The sequence below is a fragment of the Streptacidiphilus sp. MAP12-33 genome (assembly GCF_041261265.1).
GTDB lineage: Bacteria > Actinomycetota > Actinomycetes > Streptomycetales > Streptomycetaceae > Streptacidiphilus.
Window position 1 is genome coordinate 20,720 of record NZ_JBGCCA010000005.1, and the last position, 13,587, is coordinate 34,306.

The 13,587-nt window shown below is 72.3% G+C and carries 10 protein-coding genes; 4 read left to right on the top strand and 6 right to left on the bottom strand.

Features of this window, described 5'->3' with window-relative positions:
* Positions 1 to 9 precede the first annotated feature (9 nt).
* Positions 10 to 1,191 carry a Gfo/Idh/MocA family protein gene (locus tag ABH931_RS07170; protein WP_370111355.1) on the top strand — a complete coding sequence of 394 codons (1,182 nt, stop codon included), beginning with the start codon at positions 10 to 12 and terminating at the stop codon, positions 1,189 to 1,191.
* A 422-nt stretch (positions 1,192 to 1,613) separates the two neighbouring features.
* Here ABH931_RS07170 and ABH931_RS07175 read toward each other — a convergent pair whose 3' ends face one another.
* The gene (locus tag ABH931_RS07175) at positions 1,614 to 2,111 is read right to left on the bottom strand and encodes an SRPBCC family protein (protein ID WP_370111024.1); all 498 of its coding nucleotides are present in this window, start codon (positions 2,109 to 2,111) and stop codon (positions 1,614 to 1,616) included.
* A 380-nt stretch (positions 2,112 to 2,491) separates the two neighbouring features.
* Here ABH931_RS07175 and ABH931_RS07180 point away from each other — a divergent pair, with 380 nt between their 5' ends.
* The 3 genes from ABH931_RS07180 (at position 2,492) to ABH931_RS07190 (ending at position 8,153) form a co-directional block, all read left to right on the top strand.
* Positions 2,492 to 3,817 carry an alpha-L-fucosidase gene (locus ABH931_RS07180; protein WP_370111025.1) on the top strand — a complete coding sequence of 442 codons (1,326 nt, stop codon included), beginning with the start codon at positions 2,492 to 2,494 and terminating at the stop codon, positions 3,815 to 3,817.
* Between the two features lie 154 nt (positions 3,818 to 3,971).
* Positions 3,972 to 6,965: a polysaccharide lyase family 8 super-sandwich domain-containing protein gene (locus ABH931_RS07185; RefSeq protein ID WP_370111027.1), complete on the top strand. Its 2,994-nt coding sequence runs from the start codon at positions 3,972 to 3,974 to the stop codon at positions 6,963 to 6,965.
* A gap of 117 nt (positions 6,966 to 7,082) precedes the next feature.
* Positions 7,083 to 8,153, top strand: coding sequence for a substrate-binding domain-containing protein (locus ABH931_RS07190; RefSeq protein WP_370111029.1), 1,071 nt, complete (start codon positions 7,083 to 7,085; stop codon positions 8,151 to 8,153).
* Positions 8,154 to 8,237: 84 nt separating this feature from the next.
* Here the strand turns inward: ABH931_RS07190 and ABH931_RS07195 are convergent, their stop codons facing one another.
* The 5 genes from ABH931_RS07195 to ABH931_RS07215 form a co-directional block, all read right to left on the bottom strand.
* On the bottom strand, positions 8,238 to 9,071 hold the full coding sequence (locus ABH931_RS07195; RefSeq protein ID WP_370111031.1) for a sugar phosphate isomerase/epimerase family protein: 834 nt from the start codon (positions 9,069 to 9,071) through the stop codon (positions 8,238 to 8,240).
* 79 nt (positions 9,072 to 9,150) lie between these two features.
* A complete protein-coding gene (locus ABH931_RS07200) occupies positions 9,151 to 10,173 on the bottom strand; it encodes a hydroxyacid dehydrogenase (RefSeq protein WP_370111032.1) in 1,023 nt (340 codons plus the stop codon).
* 36 nt (positions 10,174 to 10,209) lie between these two features.
* The gene (locus tag ABH931_RS07205; RefSeq protein ID WP_370111357.1) at positions 10,210 to 11,037 is read right to left on the bottom strand and encodes a carbohydrate ABC transporter permease; all 828 of its coding nucleotides are present in this window, start codon (positions 11,035 to 11,037) and stop codon (positions 10,210 to 10,212) included.
* An 86-nt stretch (positions 11,038 to 11,123) separates the two neighbouring features.
* Entirely contained in the window at positions 11,124 to 12,080 is a 957-nt protein-coding gene (locus ABH931_RS07210) for a carbohydrate ABC transporter permease (protein ID WP_370111034.1), read from the bottom strand.
* 11 nt (positions 12,081 to 12,091) lie between these two features.
* Positions 12,092 to 13,441 (bottom strand): ABC transporter substrate-binding protein, encoded by a 1,350-nt coding sequence (locus tag ABH931_RS07215; RefSeq protein ID WP_370111036.1) that lies wholly within the window; start codon positions 13,439 to 13,441, stop codon positions 12,092 to 12,094.
* Positions 13,442 to 13,587 lie beyond the last annotated feature (146 nt).

Below are 13,587 nucleotides of genomic sequence, written 5' to 3' on the forward strand. Positions count from 1 at the left end.
TCTGTGACCGTGGAAGACGTGCGCCTCGGCGTCATCGGTCTGGGCCTGCGCATCTCCCTGCCCGCCGCCGCCCACCGCCCCGGTCGCGGCACCGCGGTCGCGGCCGTCTGCGACAACGACCCCGCGGCGCTGCGTCGCGGCCTGGAGCGCTTCGGCCGGCTGAAGCCGCAGGACGCGGTGACCGACCACCGGGAGCTGCTCGCCCGCGACGACCTGGACGCGGTGCTGGTGGTGACCCCGGACGACACCCACGAGCGGATCGCCGTCGACTGCCTGCGCGCCGGCAAGGCCGTCTACCTCGAGAAGCCGATGCACATCACCGTCGAGGGCTGCGACGCCATCCTGCGCGCCGCGTACGAGACGGGGACCCGCCTCTACGTCGGCCACAACATGCGGCACATGGGCGTGGTCCGGCGGATGCGGGAGGTGATCGCGCGTGGCGACATCGGCGAGCCGAAGACGGTCTGGGTGCGGCACTTCGTCTCCTACGGCGGCGACTTCTACTTCAAGGACTGGCACGCCGACCGCCGTCGCACCACCGGCCTGCTGCTGCAGAAGGCCGCCCACGACATCGACGTGGTGCACTGGCTGGCGGGCGGCTACACCGAACGCGTCAACGCCTTCGGCTCGTTGATGCTCCACGGCGACCTGCCGCGCCGCGAGCCGGGCACACCGCGTCCGGACAACTGGCTCAAGGAGTACGAGTGGCCGCCGACCGCCCGGACCGGCCTGCACCACCACATCGACGTCGAGGACGTCTCGGTGATGAACATGAGGCTGGACAACGGCGTCATCGCCGCCTACCAGCAGTGCCACTTCAGTCCCGACTACGTCCGCAACTACACCGTGATCGGCACGGAGGGACGGCTGGAGAACTTCGGCGACGAGGCCGGCGCGGAGGTCCGGGTCTGGAACACCGGCCCCTCGCGCTACCGCCCCGACTGCGACATCTCCTACCGGGTGCCCGACGTCTCCGGCACGCACGGAGGCAGCGACGTCGCGATCATGCAGGAGTTCGCCCGCTTCGTCCGCGAGGGCGGCCCGACGGACACCTCTCCGGTCGCGGCGCGGATGAGCGTGGCCGCCGGCTACATGGCGACGATGTCCCTGCGCGACGGGGGGCGGCCCTACGACATCCCGCCGCTGGACCCGGAACTGGTCGCCTACTTCGCGCGTGCGCAGCAGCGGTAGGGCCGGCGGGGTCACTGCGGTCCGAGCCTCCGGCGCCGGTCCGGCCGGCGCGGCAGCACATGAAGGGTGGCGGGCCGCGGGCGCTACAGCCACCGTGATGACCCCCGTGCCGCAGGCGGGCCGCGAGGCGCGCCGCGCGCAGGGTGCGCTCCACCAACTCCCGGCGCTCATCCGGCGGCAGGTCGTCCGGGAGCATCAACTCCCCGACCGCGACGACCCGATCGAGCTGGCATCGTGGCCACCCCACACCCGGCCCATCCCTCCCCGCCCCGATCAGCCGGTCCAACCGGTACCGGCTGTTGACCACATAGCCCACCCCAACAGAGATACGGATCACTTTGGGCAATGGGCCCCAGACCGGTCGGCCCGGCGTCAGGTCGCGGGCGGCGCGGCGGTCGGGCGACCGCGTCTCAGGGACCGCCTCAGCCCGCGGCCGGCGCGTCGGCTTCCAGGGAGCGCTTGAGGGCGGCGAGCGTCAGTGTCATGTTCCGGCGGTTCCACTGGGCGCGGCCGCCGGTGCGCAGCACGGTCTCCGTGGTCCAGGCGCTGACGCGGTCACGGCGGTCCTGCCAGAACTGCTCCACGACCGTGACGGTGCCGCTCAGGTCGCCGGGGGTGAGGCGGAATCCCCAGCGGGCCACCGGGATCGGACCGAAGCTGACGTCCCAGACGAAGGCGCGCCCCGGCTGGGCCTCGACCACGCGGCAGACGGTGCTCCAGCGGATGCCACCCTTGCGGTTGCGGCCCTGGAAGCGTGCGCCCAGCACGGGGGAGGCCGGGCTGCCGCGCCAGGCGGCGCCGGTGCACTCGGGGCTCCACTCGCCCATCCGCGTCACGTCGGCAACGGCGGCCCAGACGGCATCCGGCGCGACGGCGATCTCCGTGAGGACGGAGATGGTTTCAGGCTCGGTGCGGGGCATGCGGGTCTCCTCCTGAGGGCGGATGTCGACGGCATCGCACCGCGCCGGAGGCCGGTGCGTCAACGTGCGCCGGATCACCGTGCTCGCCGCGCGCCGCCTGCGGGGACGGGCCGTCGCCTCAAGGGCGGTGCCAGACCAGCGTGTAGCGCCAGAACAGGCGCCGCCAACGCGCGGTCGGAGCTGTCGGGACGCCTGCCGTGGGCCGGGCGGCGGGGCGACCGGACCAGTGTCGCTCTGGTGATCGTTTGTGGCGATCGAATGATTGATTAATCGTCGATTCTTCGCATGGATATTGACACCTCGCCGACGCCTTGGCGAGTATCGGCGGCGAAACCGCGCATCCGTACCCGGCGCGTCCGCACCGCCCCCGAGGAGTGGTCTTGCCCGGCGTCACATCTGCCACTGCCTCGACCCCGCTGCCCACCGCAGGCCAGCTCCGCTGGCAGGAGGCGGGGCTGGGCCTGTTCCTGCACTTCGGGATCAACACCTTCCACGGCAAGGAGTGGAGCGACGGTACCCTGGACCCGGCCGCGTTCGACCCCGTCGAGCTCGACGCCGCGCAGTGGGTGGAGACCGCCCGCGCCGCAGGGGCCAGGCGTGTCGTGCTGACGGCCAAGCACCACGACGGCTTCTGCCTCTGGCCGACGCAGACCACCGACTACAGCGTCCGCGGCACCCCGTGGCGTGGCGGCCGGGGCGACGTGGTGGCCGAGCTCGCCGAGGCCTGCCGGGCCGCCGGGATGGGCCTCGGGCTCTACCTCTCCCCGTGGGACCGCAACGCCGCCTGCTATGCCGACCCGGCCGCGTACGACGCCTTCTACCTGCGCCAGCTCACCGAGCTGTGCACCCGGTACGGCCCGCTCGTGGAGCTCTGGTTCGACGGGGCCGGCTCGGAGGGCCGGCAGTACGACTGGGACGCGATCATGGCCGTGATCGACGCGCACCAGCCCGAGGCCATGGTCTTCAACATGGGCCGCCCCACCATCCGCTGGGTCGGCAACGAGGACGGGCTCGCGGCCGACCCCGTCCACTACGCCACCGCGTCCAGCCGCGCCAGCGTCTACGCGCACGAGGACACCGAGCTCGACACCCTCGCCTACCTCCCGCCCGAGTGCGACGTCCCGATCCGCGGCCACTGGTTCTGGCAGCCCGACGACGCGCACACCCTGAAGAGCCGTGAGCACCTGCTCGGCATCTGGTACCGCTCGGTCGGCCTGGGCGCCGGGCTGCTGCTCAACGTGGCACCGGACCGCAGTGGGCGGATCGACCCCGTCGACCGCGCGCGGCTGCTGGAGACCACCGACGAGATCGCCCGCCGGTTCGCCCACCCGCTCCCGGTCGCCCTGGACGCGCGCTCCGGCGCCGAGCTGCGCGCCCGCTTCGGCGCGCCGACCACGATCGACCACCTGGAACTGCGTGAGGACCTGACCGCCGGACAGCTGATCACGGCCCACGAGATCCTCGCCGACGGACGCCCGCTGCTCAGCGCCGGAACCGTCGGCGTCCGCCGGATCCACGTCTTCGAGCCGGTCACCGTCACCGAGCTCACCGTCCGCCTCACGACCGCCCCGAGCACGGACCCCGACACCGCCACCCTCGCCTCCGTGACCGGCTACCGCACCGGGCACGGCCGCCTGCCTGAGCTGGAGCCGCAGCCCGGCATGCTGCCCGACAAGATCGACGACGAGCCGGAACGCACCGCCTGACGGTCGCTCCGTCCGACGGCGCACGCCGTCCACCGGCGCACGCCGTCCCACCGGCGCTCCGCCCACTCGTCGCGCGCACCACATCAGGCCCGGCCTCGTCACCCCGGCCTGCCCCCACCCACCCGGACAACGACGTCCACCCGAAGGGACCGCGATGACCTTCGATCCACACCCCCACCCCGCCCTCCGTCTCTCCCGGCGTCGCCTGCTCCAGTTCGGCGGCGCCGGCCTCGGCGCGCTGCTGCTGCCGCTCGGCGCCGCCCGTCCGGCCGCCGCGAGCACCGATCCCTACGCCGCGCTCCGCAGCGCCTGGACCGCCTACCTGACCGGCGGTGTCACCGACACCTCCGGCTCCGTCTACGCCCCGGCGCTCTCCGGGCTGAATGCCGAGGCGGCCGCGTTCCTGGCCGCGATCAACACCGGATCGGGCCGCACCTCCCTCTGGACCGACCTGCCGCTCGGCTCCGTCTCGGCCAACATGAGCTCCACCTTCGCGAGGCTGAAGACCCTCGCTCTCGCCTACGTCACCCCGGGCACGAACTACACCGGCAGTTCCTCCCTGGCCGCGACCGTCCTCGGCGGCCTGGACTTCATGACCGGAAGCAGCGGCCCCTACCGATCCGGCGTCACGCCCTACAACAACTGGTGGGACTGGCAGATCGGCAGCAGCCAACTGCTGGAGGACACCGCGATCCTCATGTACGGGCAGCTCTCCTCGACCCAGATCGCCGCGTACTGCGCCGCGATCGACGCCTTCGTGTCCGACCCGACCAAGCAGCTCATCGTGCCCAGCAGTTCGACCACCTCGACCGGCGCCAACCGGCTGGACGAGTGCCGCGCGGTGATCGTGCGCGGCGCGCTCGGCTCCAGCTCCACCCCGATCAGCACGGGCGTGAGCGCGCTGTCGCCCGCGCTGCCGCTCGTGATGACCGGCGACGGCCTCTACGCGGACGGGTCCTACCAGCAGCACTCCGGCGTCGCCTACACCGGCACCTACGGCTCGATCTACTTCGGCGACGTCGTCGCCCTCGTCCTGCTGCTCCAGGGCTCGCAGTGGGCGATCACTGACCCGAACCTGGCGAACGTCTTCACCGGCGTCGCCGACGGCTACGCGCCGGTGGTCTACAACGGCCTGATGCTCGACGCGGTGCGCGGCCGGGCGATCTCGCGCTACAACCAACCGGACGCGTCCGACGGCTTCTCGGGTGCGCTGACGCTGCTGCGCTACGCCCAGGCCACCACGGACCCCGCCCAGGCCGCGGCCTGGAAGGCGACGGCCAAGGGCTGGCTCCAGCGCAACACCGTCTTCACGGTCGGCAGCACCACGCAGGCGATCGTGAACCTCACCACCGGCTCGACCGTCACCGTCTCCACCGCCGGGGTCGGTGGGATCGCACTCGCCCAGTCGGTGCTCGGCGACTCCTCGGTCACCGCGGCGGCCGAGCCGGTGGCGCACCACCAGTTCCCGGACATGGCACGGGCCGTGCACCGGCGGCCCGGCTGGGCGTACTCGATCGCGACGTGCTCCAGCGAGATCCAGCGCTACGAGGTCATCAACGGCGAGAACCTGCACGGCTGGTACACCGGCGACGGCATGGGCTACCTCTACCTCGACAACGACGTGGCCCAGTTCAACGACGCCTACTGGGACACCGTCGACCCGTACCAGCTCCCCGGCACCACCGCCGACCAGGGCGCGCTCGCCAACTCCGCAGGACAGGCGACCAAGCCGTCCACCACCTGGGTCGGCGGCTCCGTCCTGAACGGCACCTACGGCGCCGTCGGCATGCAGCTCCAGGCCTACTCCACCAACCTCACCGCCGTGAAGTCCTGGTTCTGCCTGGACGACGCCGTCGTCTGCCTGGGCGCCGGCATCACCTCCACCAGCGGCAACCACGTCCTGACCACCGTGGAGAACCGCAACACCCACACCACCGGCTCGGCCACCCTGTCCGTCAACGGCACGGCGCAGAGCACCAGCCCGGGATGGTCCTCCACCGTCAACGGCGTGCACTGGGCCAGCATCAGCGGGGTGGGCGGCTACTACTTCCTGTGGCCCGCGGGCGCCAACAACGTCGTCTTCAACGAGACCAGCAACACCGGCAACTGGACGAACGTCAACTCCGGTGCCCCCACCACGCTGGCGAACGACACCCGCCCCTACCTGTCGATCGCCTTCGACCACGGTGCCAACCCGTCGGCCGCCACCTACTCCTACGTCCTGCTGCCCAACTACACCGAGGCGCAGACGGCCTCGTACGCGAGCAGCCCCGCCGTCTCCGTCGTCGCCAACACCACGACCGTACAGGCCGTCACCGACAGCGCGCTCGGCGTCACCATGGCCAACTTCTGGGGCGCCGGGACCGCCGGGCCGATCACCGTCAACGGGCCCGCCTCCGTCAGCACGCAGACCGGCGGCGGACGACTGACGATCGCCGTCGCCGATCCGACGCGCTCGGCGGCGACGCTCCAGGTGACCGTCTCCGCCACCGGCTACACCTCGATCGTGTCCGCCGACCCGAGCGTCACCGTGCAGTCCAGCTCCGGAGGTCAGGTCAAGCTCCTCGTCGAGACCGGCGGCAGCCGCGGCGGCACGCACAGTGTCACGCTCGCCACCACCGGCACCGCGCTGACCCCGGCGACGACCGCCCTGCTGGCGCCCGCCGCCGACACCTACGTGCGCGACGGCTCCTACGCCACCACCAACTACGGCACCGGCACCACCTTCGTGGTCAAGAACGTCGGCAGCTCGGGGACCGGCTACGACCGTGTCGGGCTGCTGAAGTTCGGCCTCACCGGGATCACCCCGAGTACGGTGCGCCGGGCCGTTCTGTGGCTCAACGGCAACGTCGAGGACAGCGGCGGCAGTCAGACCACCGTCACCGCCTACGGTCTCGCCAACGACAGCTGGACCGAGACCGGCGTCACCTGGAACACGGCCCCGGCCACCACCACCGCCTACGGCACCGGCGCGGTCAGCACCGCCTACGACTGGGTCGGCCTCGACGTCACCGTCCTGGTGCAGGAAAGCAGCGACGGCACCGCCGCGATCGGTGTCTCGCAGCAGGGCGCCGGCCTGGCCGCGGTCTTCTCCACGAAGGAGCAAGCAGGCGGAAAGGCGCCGGTCCTGGAGGTGGTGACCGGCTGAGACCGGCCGAGACCGGCTGAGCCGCGCGGAGCCGACGAGCGAATGACCGGTTGACTGATTTCCGAAGAAGCGGCCCGTCATTCGCTAGGCTGGCCTTCTCGAGATTCAGGGGGAACCATGCGCCTTTCCGTGGACGACCGCCACCAGCGGATCCTGCGGCTGGTCAGGGAGCAGGGCAGGATCCGCGTGGCCGACCTGGCCGAGACCCTCGGGATCTCCACCGTCACCGCGCGGCGCGACGTGGAGCAGCTCGCCGAGGCCGGGCTGCTCCACCGTGCGCACGGTTCCGTCTCCCGGCCCGAGACCAGCGCCTCGCCCTACCCCCAGATCCGCCGCGCACGGACCGAGGACACGGCCCTCGGCCTGCTCGTCCCCGCCGCGGCGTACTACTACGCCGAGGTGATCCGCGGCGCGAAGGCGGCCGCCGCCGCGGCGGGCGTCCGGCTGATCCTCGGGATCTCGGACTACCAGCCCGACCAGGACCAGACCCAGATCGCCTCCATGCTGTCCGCCGGCGTCAGCGGCCTGCTGCTCACGCCCACCTGGCGCGAGGGCCTGCCGTCGTCCGACGAGGAGGAGGCGCTGCTCCGCCTCAGCGTGCCCACGGTCCTGGTGGAACGGCGCACGGCCCCCGGCTCGCCCCTCGCCGGGCTGGACCGGGTCTGCACCGACCACGTCCACGGCGCCAGTGTCGCGGTGCGGCACCTCGCCGCGACCGGGCGCCGGCGCATCGCGCTGCTGGTCCGCGAGGGCACGCCCACGGCGGGGTTCGTGTCGGCCGGGTACCGGGCGGGCCTTGAGGCACTCGGCCTCACCGCGCCCGCGCTCCCGGCCGCCGAGGACGAGGTCGCGATGCACGCGGACATGCTCGACGCGGTCTCGGACGGCCGGGTGGACGCCGTCCTCGTGCATCCCGACACCGAGGCCCTGATCCTGTTGCAGCACCTGCGCGGACGCGGCCTGCGCGTCCCCGAGGACGTGGCGATCGTCGCCTACGACGACGAGACCGCCGGGCTGGCGGACGTCCCGCTCACCGCCGTGGCCCCGCCCAAGGAGGCACTCGGGGTGGCGGCCGTGGAGCTCCTGCTGGAGCGTCTCGCGCAGGACCCGGACGCCGAGGCGCCGGGCCGTCACCTGGACCTGCTGCCCACCCTGCGCGTCCGCGCCTCCACCGACTGGGCGGGGTGAGCCCCGGCCGTCTGCGCACAGCGGCACCGCGGCACCGCAACGCGGGGGCAGAGCGGAAGCGCTACCGCGGCAGGCGGTGCGCGTTCAGGGGGTCAGGGCGCGGGGGTGGTCGGCCACGGCTGAGGCCAGCCAGGCGCGGGCGGCGGGGAGCTGGGGCGGCAGGGGCTCGGCGTGCGGGTACCAGCGCGCCTCGTACTCCCACACCAGCCAGCCGTCGTAGCCGCCGTCGAGGGCGGCCGCGACGGCAGCGGCCGGGTCGAGCGAGCCCGCACCCAGGGCGACGGGGGTGAGGTCGCCCTCCGCGCGGAGGTCACGAACGTCACGAGCGTCCTTGACCTGGATGTAGCCCAGGTGGGGGAGCAGCGTCGCGAACGCCCGCTCCGGTGCGTCCCCCGCGAGGTGGGTGTGCAGCACGTCCCACAGGGCTCCCGCGCCGGGCGCGTTCACCGCGCGCAGGACGCGCGCCGTGTCGGCGGCGGCGCGGTGGGAGTCGTGCGTCTCCAGCAGGATCCGGACCCCGCAGGTCTGCGCGAGCCCGGCGACGGCGCGCAGTCGCCGCACGGCGCACGCGTCGGCGCGCGCACGATCGGCGTCGCCACCGCCGGGGAAGACCCGTAGGAACCGCGCGCCCACGTCCGCCGCCAGCCAGATCTGGCGCCGCAGCGCGGCCAGGACCGGCGCGTCCGGGCCGGGCTCGGCGACGCGGGTGTAGCCGGCGAGGGCGAGGGGCACCACGCCCGTGCGGACGAACGCGCGGGCCGCGAGCGACCGCTCGGCGCGGTCGAGCCCGGTGTGCAGCGGCTCGTCCTCGGCGCAGCGCAGCTCGACGCCGTCCCAGCCGCCCTCCTGGGCCAGGGTCAGGACGGCGTCGAGCGGGCGGCCGGGCAGGCCGAGGGTGGAGAAGCCGAACCTGGGCACGGGCGGTGCCTCCTCTCGAGGAACGGCGGTTCTGGCGGCGTGGCGCCTCGGTCGGCGTGACGGTTCGGGCGGCGCGGCGTCAGGCCGTGCGGTGCAGCTCGCCGCTGAGCACGGGGTGGGCGAAGGGCAGGCCGCGGCCGAACCGCTCGATCTCCGCCAGCGCCGAGTCCGCCATCCGGTGCAGCTCGCCGCCGACCGAGCCGGCGATGTGCGGGGTGAGCACCAGGTTGGGCACGTCGAACAGCGGCGAGTCCGCGGGCAGCGGATCGGGGTCGGTGACGTCGAGGACGGCATGCAGTCGGCCCGCGCGCAGCTCGTCCACCAGCGCGTCGTGGTCGATCAGCGAACCGCGGGCGGTGTTGACGAGCGTCGCGCCGTCCGGCATGAGCGCGAGCCTGGCGCGGTCGATCATGTGGCGCGTCTCGGGCAGGGCCGGAGCGTGCACGCTCACCACGTCCGCGCGCATGCACAGCTCGTCCAGACCGACGGCGCGGACGCCGAGGGCGTGCGCCTCCGCCTCGGTCAGGTAGGGGTCGTGGACCAGCAGGTCCAGGTCGTACGGGCGCAGCAGCTCGATCACCCGGCGTCCGATCCGGGAGGCACCGACGATCCCGATCACGCGGCGGTAGTTGCCGACGCCGGCGAACCGGTGGTGCCAGCCCTCCGGGTCACGGGTGCGGTGGTACTCGAGGTGGGCCTGGACCAGACGCTTGTTGGAGGCGAGCACGGCGGCCACGGTGTACTCGGCCACCGGCAGGGCGTTGGCCCAGGCGGCGGTCGAGACGGTGATGCCGCGGGCCCAGCAGGCGTCGGTGACGATCTGCTTGACCGAGCCCGCGGCGTGCACGATCGCCTTCAGGTGCGGGGCGGCGGCCAGCACGGTGGCGTCGACGGGCGGGCAGCCCCAGAAGGTCAGCAGCACCTCGGTCTCGGCGAGTGCCGCGCGGGCGGCGGGCGTGGTGAGGTCGCGGTGGATCGCGTCGGCGTCGGTGTCGGCGACCTCGTCCAGGCGGCGCAGCTGGTCCGGGCCGAGGAGCCGCGGCCGCAGCCACGGGTCCATGGCGAGCAGCGTGCGCGGCCTGCGGGCGGCGGGAATGGTCATGCGAGCAACGGCTCCTCGGTGCCGGTCGGCGCGGGGCTACTTGACGCTTCCGGCGGTGAGCCCGGAGCGCCAGAAGCGCTGCAGGCAGACGAACAGGACGATGACGGGGATGACGGCGATCACCGAGCCGCAGATCACGAGCGAGATCAGCGAGGGGCCGTCGGTGGCGACGCCCTGGTCCCAGATGTAGAGGCCGAGGCTGACGGGGTAGAGGTTCTGGTTGGAGAGCATCACCAGCGCGAGGAAGAAGCCGTTCCAGATCGCCGAGAACTGGAAGAGCATGATCGTGGCGAAGCCCGACCGCATCATCGGCAGGCCGATCCGGCCGAAGATGCGCAGCTCGCCGGCCCCGTCCACGCGGGCCGCCTCGACCACCTCGTCGGGCACGTAGCCCTGGGCGAAGACCCGGGCCAGGTAGACGCCGAAGGGGTTGACCACGGAGGGGATCAGCACCGCCCAGACGGTGTTGACCAGGTGCGCCTTGGTGGCCAGCAGGTACATCGGCAGCACGGTCGCCGCGCTGGGCACCAGCACGCCGAGCAGCACCAGGCCGAACAGCTTCTCCTTGCCGCGGAACTGGTACTTGTCGAACGCGTAGCCCGCCGCGCAGCTCACCAGCGCCGAGAAGACGGACCCGAAACCGGCGTAGAGGAAGGAGTTGAGCAGCCAGCGGAAGTAGATGCCGCCGTCCTGCTGCGTCAGCGCGCGCAGGTTCCCCAGCAGGTCGAAGTCGGAGAAGCTGAGCAGGTGGCCGTCCATGATGCCGGTGGAGGACTTGGCGGCGGCCAGCAGCATCCACATCGCCGGGAAGAAGGTGTAGAGCGCGGCGATGACGAGGGCGGCGTTGACCGACGCGCGCGACATCCAGCGGGTGCGGCTCGCGCCCCCCGGCGCGCCGTCCTCGGTGGTGCCGCGTCCGCGCGTGGCGGGCCGGGAGTCGAGAGCGGTGGTCATGCCCGCCTCCAGGGATTCGAGAGCCGGGTGACGCCGAACGAGAGCAGGCCGCAGACGACCGCGAGCAGGATGGAACCCGCCGCGGCGTAGCCGTAGTTGGAGTCCTTGAAGGCCTGCGCGTAGTTGTAGAGGTTGGGCGTCCAGGTGGTGGTGATCACCGCCGGGGCGGTCTGCTGCATCAGCAGCGGCTCCTGGAACAGCTGCAGCACGCCGATCGCGGTGAACAACCCGACCAGGCCCACGCTGCTGCGGATCGAGGGCAGCTTGATGCTCCACGAGGTGCGCAGCTCCGAGGCGCCGTCGATCAGGGCCGCCTCCAGCACCTCGCGCGGGATCGCCTGCAGTGCCGCGTAGAAGACGACGACGTTGTAGCCGAGCACCTCCCAGATCGCGACGTTCACCAGCGAGGGCACGGCGACGAAGGGGGAGCCGAGGTCGAAGGAGAAGCCGCCGCTCTGGAGCACGGAGACGATCGGGCTGACGCCCGGGGTGTAGAGGTAGAGCCAGACGATCGCGGCGATGATGCCGGGCACGACGTGCGGCAGAAAGAGCGTCAGCTGGAAGAAGCGCTTGGCGCGGGCGAGCGCGGAGTCGAGCAGCAGCGCCACGGCGAGGGAGCCGCCGAGCATCAGCGGCACGTAGATCACCGCGAACAGCGCCACGTGCACGAAGCCGTCGCGGTAGGCGGAGTCCTTCAGCACGTCGAGGTAGTTGCCGATGCCGCTGAAGACGGTGGTCGCCGGGCCGAAGCCGAGCCCGGAGTGGTGCTCCTGGAAGAGGCTCAGCCACAGCGCGTAGCCGATCGGCGCGAGCGTGGCGGCCGCGAAGAGCAGGAAGAAGGGGCCGAGCAGGAGGGCGGCGGCGCCGCGGGTGCGGCTGCGGGGGCGGCCGCCCGCGGCGGGCGCCCGGTGGGGCGCCCGCCGCGTCGCGGCCGGCTTGGTGAGGAGGGCCATGGGCAGCAGCCTCAGCCCTGGACGTTCAGGCCGGCGGCCTTGATCTGGGAGACCGTCTGGGCCTGCGCGGACTGGAGCGCCCCGGTGATCGTGCCGCCCTTGCCGAGCTTGGCCCACGGGTCGGCGAAGTCGGACCAGGTGGAGACCATCAGCGGGCCCCAGGTCCAGCCGGTCTTGATGGTGGCGGCGGCCTGCTGGTTGAGCGTGTAGATGTCCTGGCCGCCGTAGAAGGAGGCGTCGAAGGCCTTCTGGGCGACGGTGTCCATGGCCGGGTCGGCCGGCAGGGCGCTGGAGGCGCCGCCGGCGACGCGGGTGGCCACGGCGTCGGCGTTGGTGGACATCCAGGTGGCGAACTCGACCGCGGCGGCCGTGTGCGTGCTGTTCTTGCTGACGGCGTAGCTGGAGCCGCCGACGGCGCCGGTCGCCGGGGTGCCGTCGAAGGTCGGCAGCGGGGCCACGGCCCACTTGCCGGCCGAGGAGGTCGCCATGGTCTTCAGGTAGGCGCCCTCGAACGGGCCGCTGATCATGCCGATGACCTTGCTGTTGTTCAGGTCGGCGGTGAGCGCGGGGCTGCTGGAGAGGTAGGTGCTGACCTGGCCGCCGTCGATCAGGCCCTGCCAGTAGGCGGCGGCCTTCAAGGTGGCGGCGTCCTGGAAGTTCACCTTCCAGGCGTTGCCGCTGGTGCCGAACCACTGGGCGCCGGCCTGCCAGGCCATCGAGGCGAAGACGGAGGCGTCGTCGGTGGGGAAGTTGATCAGGTGGGCGCCGGGCGCGGCCTTCTGCAGGGCCGTGGCGTCGGTCTTGAACTGGTCCCAGGTGGTGGGGACGGTGAGGTTGTACTTCTGGAACAGGTCCTTGCGGTAGTAGAAGACCGTCGGCTCGATGTCGAAGGGGACCGCCCAGGTCTTGCCGCCGAGCGTGGTCAGCTGCATGGAGTTGCCGAGGGCGGAGGTCGCGGAGCTCCCGACGGCGGAGGTGATGTCCTGCACGTCGCCCTGGGCGACGAAGTTCGGCAGCTCGGAGTACTCGACGTTGAAGAGGTCCGGGCCGTTGCCCGCCTTGATCGCGGCGAAGTCCTTGGCGTAGCCGGTCGGGCCGCCGACCGTCTGCGAGAGCGTGACGTGGACGTCCTTGTGGGTCTTGTTGAACTCGGCGACGACCTTGTCGGCGTTCTTGGTCCAGGTCCAGAAGGTGATCTCGACCGGCTTGCCGCTGTTCTGGGCGGAGCCGCCGCTCGTGGTGGCGGCGCTGCTGCCGCAGGCGGTCAGGGAGACCAGGGAGAGCGCGGCGCAGGCGCCGATGGCCAGCAGGCGGTGGCTGGTACGACCTGCGGGGAGGGGGAAGGCCGAGCGGTGCGTCATTGCCATGCTCCTGTCGGAAGATGACCCGTGTGCGAAGTGTCCCGGGGGTGGGTGAGAGGATCGCCCTGGGCGAAGGCCGTGGGGCGAATGACGGTCATCCTTGGTGGCGGATCGCTCGCCGTCAAGAGCGAATCATCGAAAAACTT